Origin of the sequence: Pseudomonas sp. R19M (assembly GCF_050312585.1) — a bacterium.
GTDB lineage: Bacteria > Pseudomonadota > Gammaproteobacteria > Pseudomonadales > Pseudomonadaceae > Aquipseudomonas > Aquipseudomonas palleroniana.
In genome coordinates this window covers 48,082-71,453 of record NZ_JBNPJV010000102.1, presented here as the reverse complement: position 1 = coordinate 71,453, position 23,372 = coordinate 48,082, and the positions used below count along the sequence as shown (strand labels likewise).

Genomic DNA, 23,372 nt, shown 5'->3' with positions numbered 1-23,372 from the left:
TTTGACGGTTACCCGCTGTTTGCAGGTTTTTTCCCCCGCCTTGGGGTGGTAGCGGCCTTGCGGGGTGCGCTTTTTCGTTTCTTTTTCCATGGGGGAGCACTTTCGCCGCCAGGGCTTGCCGGGCCTGTGATGGTCATGCGCATGCCGTTGCAGCGAGCCACTTGCTTGCTCATCCAGGCCGCTTGTTTGGCGACGAATTCTTCCAGGCTCATTTCTCCGCTCTGCACCATGTCCAGCGCCTGTTCCCAAATGGCGGTAGTGCCGGGGTCGGCGATGGCGCGGGGCACTGCGTCGATCAGGCTGAATGCCGCCGGGGTGGCGCAGAGCGCCTTGCCGTTTTTCACCAGGTACCCACGGTCCAACAGCCCCTGGATGATCCCGGCGCGAGTGGCTTCGGTGCCGATACCGGTAGTGTCCTTGAGCTTTTGCTTGAGCAGCGGGTCTTCCACCAGCTTGGCGACGTTTTTCATCGCCTTGATCAGGTCGCCTTCGGTGAAGGGTTTGGGGGGCTGGGTCCACAGGTCTTTCAGGTTGACCTTGGCTACGCTGCAGTCCTGACCTTGCACCAATGTCGGCAAAGCCTGCGGGGCCGGCGCCTCGCGGCCTTTGGCGGGCGCCAGCGCTTCGGGCAAGGCGCGCTTCCATCCCGGCTCGATGATCACTTTACCGACGGCGCGCAACGCCTGGCCTGCACAGTCAAAGTCCGCCTGGGTGCGATCGTACTCGTGGTTGGGCAGGAACTGCGCCAGGTAGCGCGCGCGAACCAGGGTGTAAACGGCGCGGTGTTTGCCGGTCAGTTGGGTGACGTCCTTGCCGGCTCCCGTGGGAATGATGCCGTGGTGCGCGCTGACCTTGGCGTCGTTCCACGCCCGTGAGCGGCGCTGCGGATCGACATGGGGCATCAGTTCATTCAGCGTCGCGTCCGCCCGCGCCAGTGCCGCAAGAATGTTCGACGCTTCGTGGTGCTGGCTCAGCGGCAGGTAGCCGCAATCACTGCGCGGGTAGGTGATGACCTTGTGGGTTTCGTACAGCGACTGGGCGATGTCCAGGGTTTCCTGGGCGCCGAGGCCGAGCTTCTTCGAGCAGATTTCCTGCAGGGTGCCCAGGTCGAAGGGCAGGGGGGCCACCTCGCGCATGCGCTCGGTACGCAACTTCATCAATCGCGCGGTGGCGGCGTGGCTCATGGCGTCGGCCGCCTCCCGAGCCAGCTGTGGGTTGAGGCAACGACCCTGGTCGTCGCAGGCATCTTCGCCTGCACGCCATTGGGCGGTGAAGGTCATGCGCTCGTGGCGCAGGTCGACATCGATGGCCCAGTAGGCCACCGGCACGAAGTCGGCGATGCTGCGGTCGCGGTCCACCACCAGGCGCAAGGTTGGCGTCTGTACCCGGCCTACCGGCAATACGCCCTGATAACCGGATTGGCGCCCGAGCAGGGTGAACAAGCGACTCATGTTCATACCGATCAGCCAGTCGGCGCGTGAACGGCCGAGGGCCGAGTGATACAGGCTGAAGGTTTCAGCGCCAGGCTTGAGTGCGGCCAGGGCCTTGCGAATGGAGGCGTCATCCAGCGCCGACAGCCACAACCGCTGGATGGGCCCGCGATAGCGGCAATGCTCTACCAGTTCACGGGCGATCATTTCACCCTCGCGGTCGGCGTCGGTGGCAATCACCAACTCCTGGGCTTCCCCCAGCAGACGCTTGACCGCCTTGAACTGGCTGGCGGTCTTGGGCTTGACCAGCATCTTCCACTTCTGCGGGACGATCGGCAGGTCGGCCAGTACCCAGCGTTTGTATCTGGCGTCGTAGGCATCCGGCGGGGCGGTTTCCAGCAGGTGGCCGATGCACCAGGTGACTGTGACCCCATTGCCCAGCCAGCACCCATCGCCGCGCCGGCTGGCGCCGAGCACGGCCGCGATATCTTTGGCCTGGGAGGGTTTTTCACAGAGGTACAGCCGCATGGTCATCACATCAGATCGGGTTGATGCCTTGCAGGATGCGCAGTTGGAGGGTTTTGATCAACTGTTATCTGTATGGATGTACAGCAAAATGTGAGGGGGGCTTGTTTGCGATGGCGGTGCTTCAGTCACAAGTGCATTGACTGAGCGACCGCTATCGGGAGCAAGCCCCCTCCCACAGGGGATCAGCAGAGCGGATCAGTTGTTATCGATATCCACATGCCGCGTTTCCTTGAGGCAGAACAACCCCACGATCAAGCTCACCCCGGTGACCACCACCGGGTACCACAAGCCGTAGAAGATATCGCCGGTGTACACCACCAGCGCAAACGACACTGTCGGCAGGAACCCGCCGAACCAGCCGTTACCGATATGGTAGGGCAGCGACATCGAGGTATAGCGGATCCGCGTCGGGAACAGCTCGACCATCAACGCCGCCAGCGGCCCGTAGCACATGGCGGCAATCAGGATCAGTGCCACGATCAACACCACCACCATCACCTTGTTGACCTGGGCCACATCCGCTGATGTCGGGTAACCGGCCAAGGTCACCGCGCCACGCAGGGCGGCTTCGTCGAAGCCGTCGATGCGCACATCGCCCACGCTGACCTGCACCGGGCTGCCTGTCGGGGCGGCGGCGCTGTGGTAAGGCAGGCCCTGTTTGACCAGGAAGGTCTTGACCTTGTCGCACGGGCTGTCAAAACGCGCCTTGCCCACTGGATCGAACTGGAAGGTGCAGGTGGCAGGGTCTGCCAAGACGGTGATCGGTGCCTGGCGGCTGGCCTGGTCCATCGCCGGGTTGGTGTAATGGGCCAGGCCCTTGAAGATCGGGAAGTACAGCACGGTCGCCAGCAGCAGGCCGAGCATCAACACCGGTTTGCGGCCCAGCTTGTCCGACAGCCAGCCGAACAGGATAAAGAACGGCGCGCCAATCACGACACTGATGATCAGCAGCATATTGGCCAGGGCCGGGTCCATCTTCAAAAATTGGGTGAGGAAGAACAAGACATAGAATTGTGCCGCGTAAAAGGTCACCGCCTGGCCGCCGTTGATGCTGAACAGGGCGATCAGCACCACCTTGAGGTTTTCCCATTTGCCGAAGGATTCGCGGATCGGCGATCGGCTGGCCTTGCCTTCCTCTTTCATTTTGAGGAACGCGGGCGATTCATGCAGGCTCATGCGAATCCAGGTGGAAATGCCCAGCAGCACGATGGAGAACAGGAACGGGACACGCCAGCCCCACACCTCGAACTGGTCGCCGGTGAAGTAACGGCAGGCCAGCACCACCAGCAGTGACAACAACAGGCCAATGGTGGCGGTGGACTGAATCCAGCTGGTGTGCAAACCGCGTTTGCCGGCGGGGGCATGTTCGGCCACGTAGGTGGCCGCGCCGCCGTACTCACCGCCCAGTGCCAGGCCCTGCAGCATGCGCAATACGATCAGGATGATCGGCGCGGCGATGCCGATGCTGGCGTAGTTGGGCAATAAGCCGACGCAAAAGGTCGCCACGCCCATCAGGATGATGGTGACCAGGAACGTGTATTTGCGCCCGATCATGTCCCCCAGGCGGCCGAATACCAGGGCGCCGAACGGCCGCACCACAAAGCCGGCAGCAAAGGCCATCAACGCGAAGATAAACGCGGTGGTGTCGTTGACCCCGGCAAAGAACTGTTTGCTGATTACCGCCGCCAGGGCGCCGTAGAGAAAAAAGTCATACCACTCGAACACCGTGCCCAGGGATGAGGCGAAGATGACTTTCTTTGAGTCGTTGCTGGTGCTCGCGTCGATTACCGAGCCCAGGGGTTGCGCATGTTCTGACATCGGGTAGCCCTCACAGTGATTATTTATTGTTGTTCCACTGTCGGCGCCGGGGGCGGCGCCGCTATTGCTTCATTCATTGCCTCTTTAAGCCGGATGCGCTGCGTTTTCGTTGACGTTCTTCGCGAGCAAGCTCGCTTCTACAGTATTGGGCGACAAGATGAGCTGCGCCGCTTTCTCAGCGATCATCAAGGTCGGTGAGCAGGTGTTGCCGGAAGTGATGCGCGGCATGATCGACGCATCGGCGATGCGCAGGCCGGGTACGCCATGCACCCGCAGTTGCGCGTCGACCACCGCGTCCTTGTCATCGCCCATGCGGCAGGTGCCCACTGGATGGAAGATCGTGGTGCCGATCCGCGCGGCGGCTTCGTGCAGTTGCTCTTCGGTTTGCAGTGCGTCACCAGGCAGGTATTCCACCGGCTTGAACTGGCTCAGCGCCGGCGCTGCAACAATCCGCCGAGTCAGGCGGATCGCGTCGGCGGCCACTCGCAGGTCTTCCGGATGGCTGAGGTAGTTGGGCCGGATCAATGGGGCATCTGCCGGGTTGGCCGAACGGATATCGATGCGGCCACGGCTGTGTGGGCGCAGGTCGCAGACCGAGGCGGTAAAGGCCGGGAACCCGTGCAACGGCTCGCCAAAACGCTCCAGGGACAGCGGCTGCACATGGTATTCAAGGTTGGCCGAAGTCTGCTCGGGGCCGGAGCGGGCAAACGCGCCGAGCTGGCTGGGCGCCATCGACAACGGGCCACTGCGGTCATACAGGTAGCGCAGGCCCATGCCCATCTTGCCCCACACCGAGCCTGCGATCTGGTTCAGGGTGCGTGCGTTTTCCAGTTTGTAGATCAGGCGCAACTGCAGGTGGTCCTGCAGGTTGCCGCCCACCCCCGGCAGGTCATGCAGCACATTGATGCCCAATGGCTTGAGCACGTTGGAAGGACCTATCCCAGAGCGCTGCAGAATGCCCGGGGAGCCCACGGAACCGGCGCACAGCACGATCTCCTGGCGCGCCTTCCAGCCGACCTGCTGGCCATGCTGACGGCCTAGGACGGTGGTTGCCCGGCCGTTTTCCAGCAACACGCGGTCGACTTCCACCTCGGTCAACACGGTGAGGTTGGGCCGCTGGCGAATCGGCTTGAGAAACGCCTTCGCTGCGTTCCAGCGTACGCCGGCCTTCTGGTTGACCTGGAAGTAACCGCAGCCTTCGTTATCGCCCTGGTTGAAATCGTTGAGCGCTGCGATGCCGCTTTGCGCGGCCGCGTCGCGGAATGCGTCGAGGATCGGCCAGTGCAGACGCTGTTGTTCGACGCGCCACTCGCCGCCATCGCCGTGAAATGCAGAGCTGCCGGCAAAATGGTTTTCGCTCTGCTTGAACAGCGGCAGTACATCTTTCCAGGCCCAACCCGGATTGCCCGCCGCCGCCCAGCCGTCGTAGTCCTTGGCCTGGCCGCGCATGTAGATCATGCCGTTGATGGACGAGCAACCGCCCAGCACCTTGCCCCGTGGATAGCTCAGCGCACGGCCCTGCAGGCCCTCCTGGGCTTCGGTCTTGAAGCACCAGTCGGTGCGCGGGTTACCGATGCAGAACAGGTAGCCGACGGGGATATGGATCCAGGGGTAGTTGTCGCGGCCGCCGGCTTCGAGCAGCAGCACACGGTGGGCGGGGTTGGCCGACAGTCGATTGGCCAGCAGGCAGCCGGCCGGGCCGGCGCCCACTATCACGTAATCGTATTGAGCAGTTGCACTGGGCATCTCGGGTCTCGCTTGTTTTTCTTATTGGCTTCATCCTAGTTGTTAGTTTTCGTCTTAAAAATGTTAGTTTTTACCCAGCTGCTGTGCGTTTTTAAACAGCGTGCATGGGACTTGCGCAACGGAGGCGATATGTTCGACTGGAACGACCTGCGGTATTTTCTGGAGTTGCAGCGCAGTGGCCGCCTGCTCACCGCCGCGCAACGCTTGAAAACCACCCACGCCACCGTCGCTCGGCATATCGAAGCCATCGAGAAAAGCCTCGGCACGGCGCTGTTCGTGCAGCACGCCCAGGGCTACGAACTGACGCCCGCGGGCGAAGCGTTGCTCAAGCATGCCGAGGCCATGGAAAACGTCGCATTGCTGGCCGAAGACGAGCTCACTCATTCAGCCGCGCCCCTGGGCAAGATCCGCCTGGGGGTGGCCGAAGGGTTGGGGGTGATGTTCCTCGCCGGCCGCATGGGCGGGCTGTTCGAGCGGTATCCGGGGTTGGAAGTGGAACTGGTGGCGGTGCCGCGCTTCGTCAGCATCCTCAACCGTGAAGCGGAAATCAGCATTCACCTCGAACGCCCCAGCGTCGACCAACTCGTCACGCGCAAACTCACCGATTACCGCCTTGCGCTCTACGCCAGCCGCGCCTACCTGGAGCGTCACCCGCCGATCGAAAAGCGTGAAGACCTCGCCACCCATTCATGGATCGATTACGTGGATGACCTGCTGTTCAGCCAGGAACTGAAATTCCTCAGCAGCTTCTGCCGAAACCCTAAAGTGGTCTTCCACAGCACCAGCGTGATTGCCCAGCACCAGGCTGCGCGTTCGGGGTTGGGCATCGCGGTACTGCCGTGCTTCATGGCGGCGGGGGATGCGGATCTGGTGGCGTTGTTGCCGGGGGAGAGTATTCAGCGCAGTTACTGGATCAGCTCGAGGCGGGAGTTGCACAAATCCGTGAGGTTGCGGGTGTTGTGGGATTACGTCGTGGAGTTGTGTGCACGGGAGCAAGCGTTGCTGCTCAACGAGCCTGACTGAATAAACCGGATTAAAAATGTGGGAGGGGGCTTGCTCCCGATAGCGGTGGCTCAGTCACAGATGTATTGACTGACCGGCTGCTATCGGGAGCAAGCCCCCTCCCACAATTGGACGGTGTTGCGTCAGGACGACCCTAAAGCTTCACCACCTGATGCACCTGCTCGGCACACGCCCGCGCATTCTCAATCATCGTGCCGAACGCCTCGCTGGCAATCTCATCGTGGGTCAGCCAGCGCTTTTTCTGGCTCAGGCGGTAGTGGTAGCGCAGTTCGCCATCCTTGAGGGTTCCGTCGAGGTCCAGGTCGTACCAGGGCGAGCGCACTTGGCATCCGGGGATGGCTTTTTCCATTTGCCCGCCGCTGAGGGTGATGGTGTAGTCATTGGTTTCGGGGTTGCCCAGGTACAGTTCAGCCTGTTGTCCGTGGCGGCGATAGTTGATGAAGCTGTCCCAGCGATCTTTCAAGGATGCATCGCTGTAGACGTAATCGTTCGCCAGTTTTTCCAGGGCATGCTGGTCGTTCAAGGTGGCTTTGACGGTATAGCCATCGTGCATGACGAAGGCGGTGGGCTCGCGGGTGATGTGGCAGTCGCTGATCTCGTTGCCGAAGTTGGCGCAGATGTTCTGGTCGGTGGCAGTGGCGCCTTGCTGGCGGTCGGCGACGCTCAGTTGCATCAGCGGCAGGCGGCTGAAGGTGATGGTGGCCTGGGTCGCGCCGTTGCCCTGTTTGTCGAAGTGGACTTTTTTATCCAGGAGCAGGGTGGTTTCGGGGCGTTCCAGCGGGATGTGTTCTTCGCGTACCTGGCCCTGGGCATCGTTGACCAGTACCCAGCGGTCCTGGATGTCCGGCATCACCTGGCCGGGCGCAAACACCGGGTTGGTCGGGTCGAGCCACCACACCTGGTCATCCACTTCGGCACGCACGATGGCGTGGTTCGGGGCGAGGGTGCCGGGGATCAGCAAGGACTCGACCACATCGCCACGGCTGACCCAGGCCGTCTCGGCCTTGATGCCACTGGCCTTGAGCATGGCGGTCAGCAGAATCGCCAGGTCTTTGCAGTCGCCATAACCATGCTGCTCGATTTCCGCCAGGTTGAACGGCACGTAGCCGCGTTCGGTGGCGCGCCAGTCGCCCAGGTAGCGGTAGTGGTCGTTGATGTGTTGCATCAGTGCGGCGACTTGTTCGGCCGGTGCCAGGCCGCGTGCGGCGACTACGGCGGCGGCACTTTGCGTGGGCAGGCTGGCGCCAAGGATCTGGTTGTAGCGTTGGGCGAAATCGCCGAAATACGCCTGGCGATCCAGTGCGCTGCCCACCTCCAGGCGCGGGATGCGCAACAGGGCGGCGTTGGCGGATTCGTTGATGTAGTTCAGGTAGGCGGGGGCTTTTTGCACTACATCCAGAGTCTTGCCGTTCGCCGAGGGCGTCACCTTGAAACCCTCGAACAATTCACTGCGCCACTCGATCGGCCGTTCGGCGGTAAAGCGTGCCTTGAAGTGGTCGCGCCGCGTCGCGCTGGGACCGAACTTGAGCGCGTAGTGAAACTGGGTCATCAGCGGTTTCGCGGGGTTGTGTTCGCGCACCGTCAGGCGGATCTGTGTGCCGACGCGCAAGTTAGGGAAGGCCAAGGAGGTCTGCTTGTCGCGGCTGAAACCCTGGTCCGGGTTGGGCGCGGTGCGTGTGTCGATCTGTGCGGCACCCAGTGCTACCGGCTTCGCGCCGGGTTGGGTGGATTGCGCGCTGATCACTTCAAAGGTGTCGCCTTCGGAGTAATCGAAGTCGATGCGCGAAAGCATTTCGCGACCGTTGGGCTTGAGGATGGTGTAGTGGTAGGTGGTGGTGCAGTCGGTGCTGGCGTCGCGGTTGAAGTGGCAGTGCAGTTCGGTGTCGCTGGCCAGCGGGGCTTCGGCCATGGGTTGTAACGCAGCGTAGGTGGACTGGGCAGCGAGACCCAGGCTGAGGGCAAGCAACGGGCGGTGAAACGGAAAACGGTACAAACGGGACATTGGCGCCTCGGGTGACACATTGAAACAACTACCCAATGGGTAGTGAGAAGGCGGCGAATGATAATAGATCGCAACAATAAAGGCCAGGATTGTTCGACAATATATTGGCTGTAAGGCCCGAGATAGAGCCTTTTCTATGATTTATGTCAGGGTTTCAGCAGTTCGAATTCGGCGCTCGCAAGCTTTTCGCCATTGATCAAGACATGTACCGCGTGTTTGCCGGGGTAGTGCTTGCGCGTGGTCAGCTCGCGGATATGTTGTTCACGACGGATGTTGTGATGCTCGCCTGCGCCGAGGGTAAATGCCTTGAGCTTGAACACCTTGGCCGCGCTGTGACCGGCGCTTTTGACGTAATCGATGGCGTAGTCCACCACCAGCTTTTGCGCAGCGGCGGCGGTGGATTCCAGGCTGAAAGACAGGTTGATGTGTTCACCCAGGCGGATCACGGCCGGTGTGACGCAAAGGTGATGAATCTTCACCTCGGCTTTGGCGCCCGCGCCCATGATCGTCAGCGCGCGGCTGTTACCTTGCTTGATCAGGCTGCGCAGTGCGTGACGGGCGATCCAGGCGGTGTGCGGGTTATCCAGGGACCAGCCTTCGATCAGGGTGAGCACCCAGTCCGGGTGGTCCTTGGTGATGTCGTTGAGGTGGTTGGCCACCGATTTGCGCACGTACAGGCTGCTGTCGGCCTTGAGGTTGTCGAGGATCACCGCGCACAGCTCGGGGTTGGCTTGTACTTGACCCAGGCGAAAGGACCAGGGCAGGCGAGGGCGCGAACCTTCGCTGGCGAGGCGACGCACGTGTTCATTGGCATCCAGCGACCAGGTTCGCATCACCGCCAGGGTGCGTTCGAAGTCGTCCAGCAGGAACTGGCGGATAGCGAATTCGGCCGAACCAAAAGTGGTGAAGTATTTTAGCGCTGCCATGGAGCGCTCGAAGTCGTCACGCCCGTAACTGGCCACGTAGTGCGGCAGGAACAGGCTGACGAACCCGCTGTTCAGGCGCGGGGCCAGCGCATAAAGCAGCTTGAGGGTGTGCGGGTAATCCAGTGGGATGACCGCATGCAGGCTTTCACTGACCCGCGCCATGCGCTGCATCACCGACAACTCGGCAAGCCCCGCCTTGGCGCGCTTGAGGAAGCCCTTGGCGTCGAAATCCGGGTACACCGCCGTCATCTCGGTGGCGATGTGTTGCAGGCGTTCGAGGTTGAAGATTTCCTTGAGGGCCGGGGCGCTTTGTTCGGTCATCGGTGAGTCCATGCAGGGTAGGGGCGGTTCAGAGAAACCAGCGGTATTCCCGTGCCGCGATCTCTTGGTGGAAGGCCAAATGATCCTGGCGTTTGTTTTCGCAATACACGTCGACGAATTCGCCGCCCAGCTTATCGCGCAATACCGGTTGGTGCTGCATGGCACGCACGGCGTCGAGCATTTCCAGGGGGAAGTCGGCGCCGCTGGTGCGGTCTTCATTCAGCGGTGCGATGGGGTCGCGTTTGGCTTCAAGGCCATGCTCCAAACCGGCGAGGATGGCGGCCAGCACCAGATACGGGTTGGCATCGGCACTGGCCAGGCGGTGCTCGATGCGCAGGTTGCGTGGGTCGGACTCGGGGATGCGCACACAGGCGTCACGGTCCTCAAAACCCCAACTGGCGCGGGTCGCCGCGTTGACCGTACCGCCCAGGCGGCGGAAGGCGTTGTGGTTGGGCGAGAAAATCGGCATGCAGTGCGGCAACAACTCCAGGCAACCGGCCACGGCATGGCGCAGCGGTTGTTGCTGGTGCGCTGCCAGCAGGTTGTTGCCCGCCGCGTCATACAGGCTCACATGGACGTGCATGCCACTGCCGGGATATTGCAGATAGGGCTTGGCCATGAAACTGGCGCGGTAACCGTGCTTGAGCGCCACGCCACGGGTGCTGCGGCAGAACAGGGCGGCCCAGTCGGCGGCGCGCAGGCCGTCGTCCAGATGGCCGAAGTTGATCTCGAACTGGCCGGGGCCGAGCTCGGCGGTGATCACTGTGATGTCGATGCCTTGGTCCTTGGCGGTCTGTGCCATGTCGTCCAGTACCTCGCTGAAGCGCGACAGGCGTTCGATATGCAGGTTGGGCTGGTCATCGGCGTCGTCGCTCAGCGCGTCGCGGGCAAATTGCGGCAGGCCGTTGTCGAGTTGCTTGTCGAACAGATAGAACTCCAGTTCGAACGCCACTACCGGGTGGATGCCCTTGTGTTGCAGGCGTTCCAGCACCTTGGCCAGCACTTCACGGGGTTCGAATTCGATGGGCGCTTCGGTGCCGTCGGAGGTGATCAGCATTTGGCCCAGTGGCTGTTTTTCCCAGGTCACGGGTTTGAGCGTACCCGGCACCAGGCGGCGGTTGGCATCCGGGTCACCGTCGTTGAAGCAGTAATCACCAATCTTGAACAACCCACCCTGAACCCCCAGCAGCACGGCGTTTTGCGGCAGCTTCAAGGGGCTGCCTGCGGCGACCTTTTCCAGCATCTCCACGGGGTAGCGTTTGCCGTAGAAGTGCCCGGGAATATCCAGGGCGATCAGGTCGACATAACGTACGTCGGGGTGGTTCTGGCGAAAGGTCCGGACTTCGGCCAGCAACGTCGAGCAATGGCTTTTCACGGGTGCAGCTCCTAGTTGTAAACCCACAGTACGCGGGCGGGCAGATCGGTCAGGTTGGCGTAGCGACAGTGGGCGAAACTGGCCAGGTGGAAGCTGTCGCCGGGGCCCAGGGTGACCGACTCGGCTTCGCCCTCCACCCACAGCGTCAATTCACCCTCCAGCACGAAGCCGGCCTGTTCGGCGCGGTCGCTCATGGTTTGTTCGCCGCTGTTGGCACCGGGTGCCAGCAGGCTGTCGAGCATCGAGAAGGCGCCGTTCATGCTGGGCGAAACCAGAATGTCGGTGATGCCATTGGCGTAATACACCGTGCGCCGCTCGTTGGGCCGGGTGACCCAATCCACCGCCTTGGGTTTGGGCAGGCTGTAGAAGTAAGTGGTGGGCACGTCGAGGGCGTGGCTGATGGCGGTCAGGTCAGCCACGGTCGGTCGCGACAGGCCACGTTCGACCTGGGACAGAAAACCCACCGAACGCTCGATTTTTTGCGCAAGTTGGGCCAGGGTAAGTTTCTTGTGCTTGCGCAGGTCGTGGATGAGGGTGGCCAGGGCGGCAAGTTCTTCTTGTTGGTTCATGAAATTTATGTCGAATAATTTCATGAAAAATTACAGGATTTATTTCATGCGAGCAATGGGAGCGACGTTGGAAGCGCTTTTGTTCCAGTTGGAGCGGGAGCTGCAAGGCGGTACCACCCGTTTGAATGCGGCGCGGCTGTCGCAGTTGCTGGCGGATGATTTCGTTGAATTTGGTGCCAGCGGCCATGTGTGGGGTAGCAAGGCTCAGGTGATTGCCGGGTTGCAGGATGAAGTGTTTTGCGAACGCCGGATGACTGAGTTTGCGCTCAACCTGCTGAGCAAGGGCGTTGCGCTGGTGACCTATCGCTGCCACCGGGAGGGCGTGGGCGATTCGCTACGCAGTTCGGTGTGGCGGGAGGAGGAAGGGCAGTGGCGGATGGTGTTTCATCAGGGCACACACGCTGCGGACCTATAATCGCCGATTGCCGGTTGAATGTTCAGACCGGTAGGCGGTCGTAACCTGGGTACGCATCATTCATTGAAGGAGTACCCATGAAGTCCAAAGCCCTCGTTGCCTGCCTGCTGCTCACCGCCGGCCTGTCCACTGCCAGCTTCGTCGTGCAAGCCAATGATACTCCGCAGGAAACCGTGCAACCTTCAAGCATCAACGCCCGTGACTTGAAGGAAGGCGACCGTGCCCCGGATATCCTGATGCGCAAGGAATCGGCGATCAGCAACTGGAAAAAACACGGTCTCAAGCAGCCTGAAGCCGACAGCCAGTGGGCGCGGGTCGGCGATAAATTCGTGTTGCTCAAGACCACCAACGGCACCATTCTCGAGATCACGCCCGTTAAAAAATGACCTCCCGTAACACCCTGCTCTTGCGTTAAGGTAACCGGCCCGACGGACCGCGTTACCTTCAAAGAAAGAGAGCAGGATGCTTGCCACAATAAGAAACTACCCCCGCACGGTTAACCTGTTGCTGTCCGCCACATTGATGCTGACGTTGGCCAAGGCAATCACCTTTCCCTACCTGGTCATTTACCTCACCAGCCGCTTTGGCCTCGATATCTCACAGGTTGGCCTGGTGATCGGCAGTTCGTTGATTGTCGGCTCGCTGCTCAGTGTCTACGGCGGCTTTCTGGTCGACCGCATCAACAGTTATCGCCTGCTGCTCGGCTTGAGCGCGCTGTTTGTACTGGGCTTTATCGGCACGGTGCTCGCGGGGAATATCTGGGCGTTCTACAGCTGCCTGATCCTGATCAACCTGGCCTACGCCGTGATCGATATTGCGGTCAAAGCCGGCTTCGCCAGCCTGTTGCCGGAAGACGCGCGCAGTGAAGTGTTTTCCATCAAGTACACCCTGACCAATATCGGTTATGCGATCGGGCCGGCGTTCGGGGCGGTGGTGGCCAAGCTGGATATCAGCCTGCCGTTTCTGCTGTCGGCGCTGTTGGGCGTCGGGTTTTTCCTGCTGTACTGGCGCTGGGGCGATCGCACGCTGACCAGCGTCGATGCCACGCAAAAACCCGTGCCGTTCATGGCCGTAGGCCGTGTGCTGCTGCGAGATCATCGCCTGGTGTGCTTTACCCTGGGCGGCGTACTCAGCGCCGTTGTGTTCGGCCAATTCACCGCCTGGCTGTCGCAGTACCTGGTCACCACCACGACGGCGCAATACACCTACACCGTGATCAGCGCCGTGCTCACCACCAATGCCGTGGGGGTTATCGCCTTGCAGTACGTGATCGGCCGGCGCATCTCGCACCGCTACCTGGGCCAGTGGCTGGTCGCCGGCTTGGGCATGTTCATGTTGGGCTTGATCGGCTTTGCGCTGGCCACCAGCGTGGTGTGGTGGGTAGTGGCGATGGCGGTATTTACCGTGGGGGAAATCATCGTGTTCCCGGCCGAGTACATGTTTATCGACCGGATCGCCCCGGACCACTTGCGTGGCATGTATTACGGGGCGCAGAACCTGTCCAACCTGGGCGCCGCGCTGGGGCCGGTGTTGTGCGGGCTGGTATTGGCCAACCTGCCGGCCCAAACCCTGTTCTACATGCTGGGGGCGTTCATTGTCGGCGGTGGAGTGTTCTATTTCATTGGGGCGTCGTTGAAGGCAAATCATCCAGCGTAAGCTTGCCCACGTTGTTGCTTTCCAGCTCGTAGCGCAGCTCTTCGACCATCTTGGCGACTTCTTGCGGGGTCTGCAGTCGGTTGGTGCTGATCCCGGTGACCACCAGGTCGACCCGGCCCGTTGCGGCGTCGAAGACCTTGAGAGTCAGGGATGCGTCCCGGCACAGGGTGAATTCGCAGGTCAGTGGCGACAGGCCTTCTTCGATGCAGTTTCGCAATTGAGAGACGGTAAACATGCGGGTTCCTTCATGGCATCAATACGATGCCTTGAAGGTTATGGCTTAGCCTGGGCCGCAATAAGGTGAGTTCGCACTAGTCGCACTAGTGCATTTGCACTTTCATGGTTTGTTTTTCAGGCGCAACTCACCGGCGAACAGCCCGCGTTCACGGGCCCAGACGATGGCTCCACTGCGGCTGTGCACCCCCAGTTTGGAATACACCGTGGCGACATGGTTACGCACGGTATTGGGCGCCAGTTTCAGGCGTGAGGCGATCTCCTTGTCGGCCAGCCCCTCGCAAATCAAACCCAGCACATCGCGCTCTCGAGCGGTGAGGTCGGTAAAGGCCACGTTCGGCGAATTGGGGCTCTTGACGCTCTTGGCGTTCGCAAGTTTTTCGATCAGGGTTTGGCTGAACCAGGACGCGTCTTGCATCACTTCCTCGATCGCCGCGACCAGTTCAAGCTCGGTGCGCTTGCGTTCGGTGATGTTCATCAGTACCAGCAGGTAGCAGGGCACGTCCTGGATGATCACGGTGTCGGCGGAGGCCACGCAGTCGATCACTTCATTGCCTTTCTTGCGCACCTTGATGTCCTGGCCTTCCAGCCGACCGGCTTTTTCCAGGTTGGCAAACAGTTGCTCACTCGCCTGAGGGTTGTCGATAAAGTCGATTTCCTCAATGGCTTTGCCAATCAATTCCTCACTGGTATAGCCGGTGATACCCATGAAGGCTTCATTGATATCCACGACCTGGCGGTTGTCCGCGCTGCACATCAGGGTGGGTACGGGCGTCAGTCGGAACGACTTGGCGAAGCGCTCTTCACTCTGGCGCAAGGCAATTTCCGCCTTGCGTCGTGGCTCCAGGTCCATGAACGAAAAGAGCATGCAGTCTTCTTCGTTCATGTCCAGCGGCTGGCCGGCGACGATCACCAGTTTGCTACCCCCTTCAGGCAGCCGCAGTTCGGCCTGCATCTGCGGGATGGTCGAGCCTTCACCCAGACGCTGGATGGCCAGGTCCTTGCGCTCGGCCTGCTCCAGTACGTCCAGTTCATAGACGGATTTGCCGATGACCTGATCGCGGTTGTAGCCGGTCATCTCCAAAAAGCCCTGGTTGACCTTGATGTAGCGCAGGTCGCTCAAGCGGCAGATCACCGCCGGTGCCGGGTTGGCATTGAAGGTTTTTTCGAAGCGCTGCTCGGCGCTGGCCCATTCGGTGGCGTCGCTGAGGATCAGCACCAGCAGTTCGGGTTCATCGTGTGAGTCGGTGATGACCAGGCTGCGCAGGCGGTGTACCCAGGTTTTGTCCTCCTCTGCGCAGGGGGTGACTTCGACCATCACATCGCTGAACTCTTCGCCCGCCGCTGCACGAGCGAGGGGGTAGTTTTCCAGTTGCACCGGGTGGTTGTTGCGATAACGCAGGGCGAAGCGCTGCGCGTACTCCTGCGTGTTGGCGCCCAATGCTACGACTGACTCCACACCGTGCATGCGCAGTGCGGCTTCGTTGGCCCAGAGAATGGTCTGGTCGACTTCGGCCAGAATCACACCGTCGGACAACCCGGAAATGATCTGCTGCAGTTGGCGACGGTTGGTTTCTTTGGCAAGAACGTCCCGGGTCATAGAATCTCCTTGGGTTTTGGGCGCATGGAAGTACGACATCCGGGCATCAGGATAGTGCAGAGCAATTCCCCGTGCGGGGGTGCGAATGCACCAGGTGGCATGGTGCATTTGAACGAGGACGCCGGACAGCGCGCTCGCCAGACTGAAACGGTCAATCACTGTCAAAGGATCGAACATGACCACTGTCTATGAAACCCATCGTTCTGCATTTCGCGTGTCCTGGAGCTCTGTGCTGGCCGGTAGTGCAATTGCCCTGGTGACTTACCTGGTGCTCAGTGTGTTGGGCACCGCCATCGGCGCCAGTGCCATCGACCCGATGGAGGCGGGTAACCCGTTGCGGGGTTTTGGTACGGGCGCAGGTATCTGGTTGTTTGTCTCCACGCTGCTGGCAATTGCCGCTGGCGCGTTTGTGGCGGGGCGTACCGCACCGGATCGCGGGGGCTTGCACGGCGTACTCACCTGGACCTTGACCACCTTGTTCACCACTTGGCTGTTGGCGGCATTGGCCTCCGGCGTTGTGGGTACGGCGGGCAATGTGGTGGGCAAGGGCCTGTCCGCTGTCGGCAGTGGCATCGCCGCTGTGGCGCCGGGTATCAGCGACAGCGTCAAGCAGCAGTTGGACGAGCAGGGCATCCACCTGGATTGGAACAGCCTGCAAAGTCAGCTCGACACTTTGCTCAAGCAAAGCGGTAAACCTGAACTGGACCCTGCCAACGTTGAGCAGAAAGCCGATCAGGCGACGGCCGACGGCAAGCAATCGGCGACGGCTGCCGCTACGGACCCGACCCAGGCCGGCGATGCGTTGAAGCAGTGGTTCGATCGGGTCAAAGCCTCCGGCGAGCCTGCCTTGAATGCCGCGGATAAAGACGCGCTTATCAACATCGTCGCGGCCCGTACCGGCAAGAGCAAGGCTGAGGCCACCCAGATCGTCGACAATTATGCTCAGGCGTATCAACAAGCCGTGCAAAAGGTCGATGAGCTCAAGCAACAGGCCGAGCAGAAGGCTCGTGAGGCCGGTGAAGTGGCGGCCAAGCAAGTGTCCCGCGCAGCGTGGAGCACCTTGGCGATGCTGTTGCTGGGTGCTGCCTTGAGTTTCCTGGTAGGGCGCCTGGCACTGACAACGCGTCGCGTACCTTTGGCGTAAAGCTGTTTGCGGCAAGGACGCCGCTTCGCTGAACGCGTAAAATGCCGGCTTTTTACGCGTATCACACAAAGGTGCCCCTTGAGCGCAGGCAAAGCCGTCGGACTGTTGTTACTTACCTCACTGCTGGCGGCCTGCGGCACCTCGCCGCCACGCACACCCAATGATATCTGCGGCATCTTCCGCGAAAAGGACGACTGGTACGACGCCGCCAAAGTCACGCAAAAGCGCTGGGGCGTGCCGATCCAGGTACCGTTCGCCATCATGTACCAGGAGTCCGGCTTCCGGCAGGACGCCTTGGCCCCGCGTAAATATCTGCTCTGGATCATCCCCTGGGGCCGCGTCTCCACGGCCGCCGGCTAAGCGCAGGCCAAAGATGAGGTGTGGAACGATTACCGCAAAAGCACCGGCCGCAGCGGCGCCAGCCGCCAGGACTTCGACGACGCGATCGACTTTGTCGGCTGGTACATGGACAAGACCTACACCATCAATGGCGTCTACAAATACGACGCCTACGGTCAATACCTGAACTACCACGAAGGATGGGGCGGCTACCGCCAACGCACCTACGCCGCCAAAGCCTGGCTGCCACCGGTGGCGAGCAAGGTGCAGGCACGCTCGCAGATGTATGCGGCGCAATATGCCGGGTGCAAGGATGATTTGGGGCGGGGGTTCTGGAGTCGGTTTTGGCGGTGGTTGTGAGGTCGAAATGTTTGTCTGCTCCCACGCTGTTCAATGTACAGCGTGGGAAAACCTCAGTGACTCAGGCTACCCAGCCCACCAGCGGCACCACCAGCAGCGTGCTTAGCGCCATCGCTATTACATTGCCGATATACGGATGAAAGTGCGGGGGCATTCGCCCAGCCATTGCGCAGGCCAGGGGCGGTGCAATCAGTGCGCCCAGTAAGGCACTTGAGCCGATCACCGTCCAACTGCCACCGTGTGCCAATACTGCCGCAGGCACCACCGATACCAGCGGAACGTAGGTTGGATACCAGCCCCGTTTGATCCATTGTTGCCGCCAGATCACCACACCCAGCGCGGATGTCAGGGCCTGCGCGCCGATCATGTGCAACACCAGGCCCGACCCATAAGCCGGACTGAGCGGGTTAAGGGCGTATGCCAGTAGCACCCCGGCCAGCAGCCCAAGGCTGGCCAGCTCATTTCCGAAAAAGGGGGCTTCAGAGAAGTCCGCCAACACCCGGCGCAGGCTCCACACTACGCCATAGGTGGGTGGCTTGGCCGGCATGGGTCTGATGGGCGCGATGTAGTCCGACCGCACCAGTGCAGGCAGACGATGGCAAAGCAGGAACGCGATGACACTCCCAGTCGCCATGCCCAGCACATTGCCGATCACCACCGGTAAGCCCAGTGGCGTGCATACAAAGTTCACGATCAAGAGACACATCGGCGTAACCAGCAGTGCCCCTGATAACGCACCATTGAACGTAACCTTCCAGCCTCCACCGAACATCAGCACCATCGCCGCCGGCAATGAGACGAAGGCTGCAAACGTCGGTTGCCATGTCTCGGAACTGACGCTCCACCCCCATAACAAGTTGCTCAGCAGTAGCCCCAGCAGTGAGCTGGTGACTAGCCAAGGCCATAGCCCAGTACCATAGGAAATGGAAAAACCTTGCCAGGTTTTCCCGCGCTTGCTTGCCCACCAAGCCAGGTAGGCGCCACCCAGCAAACCGAGCGAAGCAAGCTCGTGCTTGTAGAAGGCAACTTCACTGATGTCCCCGAGTATCCAGCGCAGCCAGGCAGCGGGATGGGGCAGGCTTTCGGTCATTTCGCCATAGCCCGGCCAAGACCCTTGATGACTCAGGGTGACCCAGAACACCAGCAATACGCTTATCAAACCCAGGATGAAGACCGTGGTATCGGCTCTCGATCGGACGAGTGTTGCCTTGGTAAATAACGTTTCCATGGGTGCCCCTCCGATCAGCGTGGCAGGGCAGGGTGTTGGCAATACCCGAGCATTTGATCGTAGAGGTCAGTGCGTCGGTCGCGTTGCAGGTCATTGAGGCTGTTCCAGATTGGCGCGCTTCGGGCACTGGTGATATCGATGTCTGCGAACAGGATTTCCTGGCGATTGGGCGAAGCGACAGCGCCGATAGGCCAGCCATTGGTTCCTGCAATCAGCGAGCAACCGAGATAACGGGCATCGCGCTCTTCACCAATGCGGCTGGCAGCCGCGATAAATACGTTGTTCACATGGGCCGCGGTCATCGTCAGGTACGAGGCCATGCATTTGCCTGCGTCGTCGAATAATGGCGGTGGTGTCCAAACCCAATTATTCAGACTGCAAATGATATCGGCGCCTTGCTGGCTGAGAATGCGCGGTACTTCTGGAAACCAGATGTCCCAGCAGATCAGCAAACCGATGCGGCCGATGGGCGTTTCAAACACCGGAAAACCTGTATCTCCGGGGGAAAACCAGAGCTTTTCAAGGTTCCACAAATGAGCTTTGCGATATTTTCCGATAAACCCGTCGGGCCCTAACAGGACGGCTGTATTGAACAAACGCGTGTCGTCAATTTCGCTCAAGCCCGCAACCAGATACACCTGGTGCCTGCAGGCAAAATCAATCCACGCCCGTACACTGGCGCCGTCCGGTACCGTTTCGGCATGATCAAAGGCATCCTGGCGACTGCTGAAGAAGTACCCACAATTGGAAAGTTCGGGCAGTACGATCAAGTTGGCGCCGCCGTTCACGGCTTCGGTTGCCAATGCAAGACTTTGGTGCAGGTTGTTGGCGCGGTTGTCGATACCGACTTGAGGGTCAAGCTGGATGACCGCTACGCGGGCGGGGCTTATTGGTTCGCTCATGAAGATGACCTCTTATTGTTATACAACCAGGAAATGGTTGGGCGTTTATAAGAGGTGACAACTTGTTTAAATGAAAGTCGGATGGTTCCTACTGCGTAGTAGTCTATTTCTGTTGATTGAGTTGCGTTTTATACGCTGGATAGTCTTGAATGCTAAAGCCTCCATTAAAAAGCGCTTGGGTTTTGTTGCAGATGTGGATCACCGTATCAATCGCACCTCTGAAACAGGGTTCAGTCCAGCCGGCATCGACAGAAAAGGATTCACCGCAGAGATAAAGGTCCGATGTGTAAGAAAACTCTCTGTTGTATTTCATCAAGGTCACCGCCTCGTAATAGGCGCCCGCACGATAAAGTTTTGCACAACCGAGTGAGTTTTTATTATTCATCCAGCGTTGGACTACCGCTTGTTCGCGGCCGATATAAGGTGATATTTTTTGTTTTATATTGCTTGATTTTAAAAGGATTCTGTCCAGTTCCTCTATGCACTTGTTCACAAGCTCCTTGTCGCTGAATATCGAAAGTTTTGTAGCGTCATCTTCCCATGTGTAGCTGAGCAGTATGCAGTCGTAGGTGTTGTTTTTGTTGTAGCGGTAGGTATAGACATCGTGGACCAAGCTATCGGTAACGATGGTTTGGGGAATGGTTTTGTTATGTGAGAGAAAAGACTTTTTAAGCGGAGCGTACACTTTGCAACTGGTTTCCCAGTGAGCGGCTTTGTAGGCCGTTACTATCTCGAATGGGAGCATTGTCTGATCGAAGTTTTCGAGAAGAATTTGTGTCTCTATCAGCCACGAAGGGAGCGTCATGACAACCGAGTCAGCGTCGATGAATTTCTTCTCCGTCTCATCTGGATGTGCGGCGTTCCAGTCATAGTAAACGCGTATTTGACCATTTTTAAGTTTTTTCAGTTTTGTCACTGAACTGCTGGTCAGCAAGCCGGAAGAACTCTTCATCAGGTGTTCATACAATGATTCCTGGGTCTCGTCTGATTTTATGAATAAGAGAGATTCTGCGAGAGCGCCTAATCCTACGTACTTGGGTTTGTTAAAGTGAAGTCCGCTGGAGTCCACAGTTTCTGTAGCGTCCAAATAAGGCGAGGCTACCGGGGTTCCATCTGCGCTTACGCGTCCATGGATCAATTGCAGATGGCTGCTGAACCCAAATATCGCAGTGCGTAGGGGGTAAATTGAGCAAACGTCATAGAAGGCTCCCCAACTGCCATCACCGATTCCAATAGAGTAGAAAACAGCTGACTCCTGTGCGGTCATGCCCAGCCCGCCAAAATTGCCTGGATCGCTGGCCTGCCATCTATCAATAGCGGGCATTTTTACCAGGTCGCGAAATGAAATACCTTCGTATTTTTTGACGATGGAAGCCCACATATCATCCCAGTGTTCGCAGCCGTAATGCTCCGATACATGCAGGGTCATGCGTTCAGCGAAAATCTTCCATTTTGCGAAGACAGCACCTAGGGTTTCACCCGGTGGTGCTGTTTTTCCATCGGTGTTTTTCCATATAAGCAGGGTGGGCTCGATGTGGCCATCTATGCTCCCTTCTCGTAGGTATATTCCAGTTGACCGAACGGCAGGACTGCCTGGGTTAGGGAAGTCTGAATGAACCAATTCAAATACGCTCGCATAATAAGCCATGAGTGAGCGCCCGTCTTTTGGGGGCTCATCGGACGTATTGAAAAAAGGCATTCTCATGGCGCCCATTTCAAAAGGCGGGCGGCCGAGGGTATTGCTATTGTTGCTCCCAAAGACTGTGAGATGCCTGCCGCCGATGCGCTGGGACTTTTCAATGAGCGTAATGTTTGTGAAGCCGCACCGATGTAGTTCTCGTGCGGTTGTTAAGCCTGTAATGCCTGCCCCAACAATGCAGATTTTATGATGGTTTTGCGTGGCCTGTGCGATACCGTTTTTTTGCTCTACCAGTGCGCGATAGTCAAAGCACAAGTCTGGTGGGTTAGGGAATCTGGCTCTCCATTTATCATTGGGAGAGCGCTTTTTTCGATGATGCTTATGGGCGATGTCGGCCGGATAGTTGAAGCTTGAGCCTATTGTCATTGTGAGGTTCGCTGGTCAGATGATTGTCTGTTCATAGGTTGTCTTCAGTCACTGGGACAAGAGAATAAGCAGGGAGTGATTTTTGGCTGGGGAAAATCGTGTTTTTTAGTAGGGAAACCGCAAACCGCCAACGTGACCCAGCACCCTTTTTGAGGTTTCCTGGTCACGAGCCGCTCGTTGAGCCGGCCGTTCCGCCCACTTGCCAAACCCCACCAATTCTGGGAAAACCCCCAACCTTTGCGCCGACAACGAGATTCCCCATGAGCACTGACGAACTGCAGATCACCGACATTCGCCCCGGCACCGGCAAGGCCGTCGTCAAGGGCGCGTTGATCACCACCCAATACACCGGCACCCTGGAGGATGGCACGGTGTTCGATTCGTCCTGGGAGCGCGGCAAACCGTTCCAGTGTGTGATCGGCACGGGCCGGGTGATCAAGGGCTGGGACCAGGGCCTGATGGGCATGCAAGTGGGGGGTGTGCGCACGTTGTTCGTGCCGGCGCACCTGGCGTATGGCGAGCGATCAATAGGTGCGCATATCAAGCCCAACAGCAATCTGCGCTTTGAAATTGAATTGCTGGAAGTGCTCACGCGGGATGATTGAACGAGGGTGGACATGGACGTTGATGCTCAAGCGATACCGGACTGCTCTATCGAGGGTGTTCGGGTAAGTGAGTTGGGCAGTTGCGATGAAGCCCAGTTGCAACGCTTGTTTGAGCGGGCGCCGGATTACTTCATTGCCGTGAATGGCGAACCGGCGACGCCGACCGAGGCGCACGAGGAGTTGCAGGACTGTCTGCCCGCAGGTTGGAGCTGCAGCCGGATGTACTGGCTGGGTTACCGGGGGAGTGATGACCAACTGGTCGCTGTGGTGAATATCGCCGCAGACTTGCTGGCAGCCGGTGTGTGGCATATCGGGTTGCTGTTGGTCGATAAGCGTATGCATGGCACCGGTTTCGCTCATCGCTTGCATGAAGACCTTGAAGCATGGGCGGTGAAGCGCGGGGCCCGATGGCTTCGGCTGACGGTAGTCATCGGCAATACCAAGGCCGAGCGTTTCTGGCCCAGGCTGGGTTATGTGCAGGTGCGTACCCGGGAGGGCATCGCGATGGGGCGCCGGGTGAACCGGGTGTCGATACAGATCAAGGCGTTGGCCAATGGGCAGGTTGATGATTACTTGGCGGTGGTGGCGAGGGATCGTCCGGGCGCGCCCTGAAAATCGCCTGCCTGAACTTACCCTGAAGAATTGTCTCATTCACCATGCGGATACTTTCCTACGGTTTACTCCCGCGCAAACGGGGCGTAAGCTTCGCGCGTTTTCATCAATAGCGGAGACCCTCAGTGGGTACTTGTTCGAGTGACAGTTGTCGGCCGGTTTCGGTAACCGGCACCTACTTGGCAAGATAACGCGCGTTCTTGCGATGCCGTTGTCTCGCCTTGGATTGCGAGATGCGGCATCCCGGCAGCGGCCAGTCCTGGCACCTGCCCGAATCCCTCTCATGACGCTGATCAGCACCTGGCTCACGCCGGGATGCCACGCATGCGCCTGCCTTTTATGATGGGCGCTGCGTACTGCTCGATCCTTGACATCACCCCGTTGCCACACCTGTGGTATGGGGTTGATGCCGACACGCCGTGCCCCGGTAGTGAAGGGTTTCCACATCCGTAATTCTGGCGGGTAATGAGCAGG

At 59.4% G+C, this 23,372-nt stretch carries 21 protein-coding genes and 1 pseudogene; 10 read left to right on the top strand and 12 right to left on the bottom strand.

Annotated elements, in window-relative coordinates:
* Positions 1–8 precede the first annotated feature (8 nt).
* From ACQRBT_RS26145 to ACQRBT_RS26135, 3 genes are all read right to left on the bottom strand, one after another.
* Positions 9–1,958, bottom strand: a complete 1,950-nt coding sequence (locus ACQRBT_RS26145) for a DNA topoisomerase III (RefSeq protein WP_412046956.1) — start codon at positions 1,956–1,958, stop codon at positions 9–11.
* 195 nt (positions 1,959–2,153) lie between these two features.
* Positions 2,154–3,776, bottom strand: coding sequence for an MFS transporter (locus ACQRBT_RS26140; protein WP_104993256.1), 1,623 nt, complete (start codon positions 3,774–3,776; stop codon positions 2,154–2,156).
* Between the two features lie 84 nt (positions 3,777–3,860).
* The gene (locus ACQRBT_RS26135; RefSeq protein WP_090372071.1) at positions 3,861–5,522 is read right to left on the bottom strand and encodes a GMC family oxidoreductase; all 1,662 of its coding nucleotides are present in this window, start codon (positions 5,520–5,522) and stop codon (positions 3,861–3,863) included.
* A 129-nt stretch (positions 5,523–5,651) separates the two neighbouring features.
* On the opposite strand from ACQRBT_RS26135, the gene ACQRBT_RS26130 reads away from it, so the two are divergent.
* Positions 5,652–6,545: a LysR family transcriptional regulator gene (locus ACQRBT_RS26130; RefSeq protein WP_060756446.1), complete on the top strand. Its 894-nt coding sequence runs from the start codon at positions 5,652–5,654 to the stop codon at positions 6,543–6,545.
* Between the two features lie 133 nt (positions 6,546–6,678).
* Here the strand turns inward: ACQRBT_RS26130 and ACQRBT_RS26125 are convergent, their stop codons facing one another.
* The 4 genes from ACQRBT_RS26125 to ACQRBT_RS26110 form a co-directional block, all read right to left on the bottom strand.
* Complete coding sequence (locus ACQRBT_RS26125) at positions 6,679–8,538, bottom strand: DUF3857 domain-containing transglutaminase family protein (protein WP_161550165.1); 1,860 nt, start codon at positions 8,536–8,538, stop codon at positions 6,679–6,681.
* 155 nt (positions 8,539–8,693) lie between these two features.
* Positions 8,694–9,794, bottom strand: coding sequence for a DNA alkylation repair protein (locus ACQRBT_RS26120; protein ID WP_412046955.1), 1,101 nt, complete (start codon positions 9,792–9,794; stop codon positions 8,694–8,696).
* Between the two features lie 28 nt (positions 9,795–9,822).
* Positions 9,823–11,169: a glutamine synthetase family protein gene (locus ACQRBT_RS26115; protein ID WP_412046954.1), complete on the bottom strand. Its 1,347-nt coding sequence runs from the start codon at positions 11,167–11,169 to the stop codon at positions 9,823–9,825.
* An 11-nt stretch (positions 11,170–11,180) separates the two neighbouring features.
* Positions 11,181–11,738 carry a helix-turn-helix domain-containing protein gene (locus tag ACQRBT_RS26110; protein WP_412046953.1) on the bottom strand — a complete coding sequence of 186 codons (558 nt, stop codon included), beginning with the start codon at positions 11,736–11,738 and terminating at the stop codon, positions 11,181–11,183.
* A 46-nt stretch (positions 11,739–11,784) separates the two neighbouring features.
* Here ACQRBT_RS26110 and ACQRBT_RS26105 point away from each other — a divergent pair, with 46 nt between their 5' ends.
* The 3 genes from ACQRBT_RS26105 (at position 11,785) to ACQRBT_RS26095 (ending at position 13,809) form a co-directional block, all read left to right on the top strand.
* A complete protein-coding gene (locus tag ACQRBT_RS26105) occupies positions 11,785–12,153 on the top strand; it encodes a DUF4440 domain-containing protein (RefSeq protein WP_412046952.1) in 369 nt (122 codons plus the stop codon).
* A 77-nt stretch (positions 12,154–12,230) separates the two neighbouring features.
* Entirely contained in the window at positions 12,231–12,539 is a 309-nt protein-coding gene (locus ACQRBT_RS26100; protein WP_060756441.1) for an RcnB family protein, read from the top strand.
* A gap of 76 nt (positions 12,540–12,615) precedes the next feature.
* Positions 12,616–13,809 carry an MFS transporter gene (locus tag ACQRBT_RS26095; RefSeq protein ID WP_205345294.1) on the top strand — a complete coding sequence of 398 codons (1,194 nt, stop codon included), beginning with the start codon at positions 12,616–12,618 and terminating at the stop codon, positions 13,807–13,809.
* On the opposite strand, the gene ACQRBT_RS26090 is transcribed toward ACQRBT_RS26095, so the two are convergent.
* A complete protein-coding gene (locus ACQRBT_RS26090; RefSeq protein ID WP_090372055.1) occupies positions 13,772–14,044 on the bottom strand; it encodes a DUF1652 domain-containing protein in 273 nt (90 codons plus the stop codon). The two genes, ACQRBT_RS26095 and ACQRBT_RS26090, sit on opposite strands and share 38 nt — an antisense overlap.
* A gap of 102 nt (positions 14,045–14,146) precedes the next feature.
* Complete coding sequence (locus ACQRBT_RS26085; RefSeq protein ID WP_412046951.1) at positions 14,147–15,643, bottom strand: PAS domain S-box protein; 1,497 nt, start codon at positions 15,641–15,643, stop codon at positions 14,147–14,149.
* Between the two features lie 175 nt (positions 15,644–15,818).
* On the opposite strand from ACQRBT_RS26085, the gene ACQRBT_RS26080 reads away from it, so the two are divergent.
* Both ACQRBT_RS26080 and ACQRBT_RS26075 read left to right on the top strand, forming a co-directional pair.
* Entirely contained in the window at positions 15,819–16,787 is a 969-nt protein-coding gene (locus tag ACQRBT_RS26080) for a hypothetical protein (protein WP_412046950.1), read from the top strand.
* Positions 16,788–16,865: 78 nt separating this feature from the next.
* A pseudogene (locus ACQRBT_RS26075) lies at positions 16,866–17,486 on the top strand (hypothetical protein).
* Positions 17,487–17,547: 61 nt separating this feature from the next.
* Here the strand turns inward: ACQRBT_RS26075 and ACQRBT_RS26070 are convergent.
* Entirely contained in the window at positions 17,548–18,714 is a 1,167-nt protein-coding gene (locus ACQRBT_RS26070) for a hypothetical protein (protein WP_412046949.1), read from the bottom strand.
* Positions 18,715–18,728: 14 nt separating this feature from the next.
* Positions 18,729–19,535 carry a nitrilase family protein gene (locus tag ACQRBT_RS26065; RefSeq protein WP_411984740.1) on the bottom strand — a complete coding sequence of 269 codons (807 nt, stop codon included), beginning with the start codon at positions 19,533–19,535 and terminating at the stop codon, positions 18,729–18,731.
* Between ACQRBT_RS26065 and ACQRBT_RS26060 the strand changes: the two genes are divergently transcribed.
* The gene (locus tag ACQRBT_RS26060) at positions 19,416–19,667 is read left to right on the top strand and encodes a hypothetical protein (RefSeq protein ID WP_411984744.1); all 252 of its coding nucleotides are present in this window, start codon (positions 19,416–19,418) and stop codon (positions 19,665–19,667) included. The genes ACQRBT_RS26065 and ACQRBT_RS26060 overlap by 120 nt on opposite strands.
* 52 nt (positions 19,668–19,719) lie before the next feature.
* On the opposite strand, the gene ACQRBT_RS26055 is transcribed toward ACQRBT_RS26060, so the two are convergent.
* Positions 19,720–21,681 (bottom strand): FAD-dependent oxidoreductase, encoded by a 1,962-nt coding sequence (locus ACQRBT_RS26055; protein ID WP_412046948.1) that lies wholly within the window; start codon positions 21,679–21,681, stop codon positions 19,720–19,722.
* Positions 21,682–21,941: 260 nt separating this feature from the next.
* Between ACQRBT_RS26055 and ACQRBT_RS26050 the strand changes: the two genes are divergently transcribed.
* The 3 genes from ACQRBT_RS26050 (at position 21,942) to ACQRBT_RS26040 (ending at position 23,351) form a co-directional block, all read left to right on the top strand.
* A complete protein-coding gene (locus ACQRBT_RS26050; protein WP_060756432.1) occupies positions 21,942–22,286 on the top strand; it encodes an FKBP-type peptidyl-prolyl cis-trans isomerase in 345 nt (114 codons plus the stop codon).
* 12 nt (positions 22,287–22,298) lie between these two features.
* Positions 22,299–22,898 carry a GNAT family N-acetyltransferase gene (locus tag ACQRBT_RS26045; RefSeq protein ID WP_104993267.1) on the top strand — a complete coding sequence of 200 codons (600 nt, stop codon included), beginning with the start codon at positions 22,299–22,301 and terminating at the stop codon, positions 22,896–22,898.
* A gap of 324 nt (positions 22,899–23,222) precedes the next feature.
* Positions 23,223–23,351, top strand: a complete 129-nt coding sequence (locus ACQRBT_RS26040) for a hypothetical protein (protein ID WP_275113256.1) — start codon at positions 23,223–23,225, stop codon at positions 23,349–23,351.
* Positions 23,352–23,372: the final 21 nt, after the last annotated feature.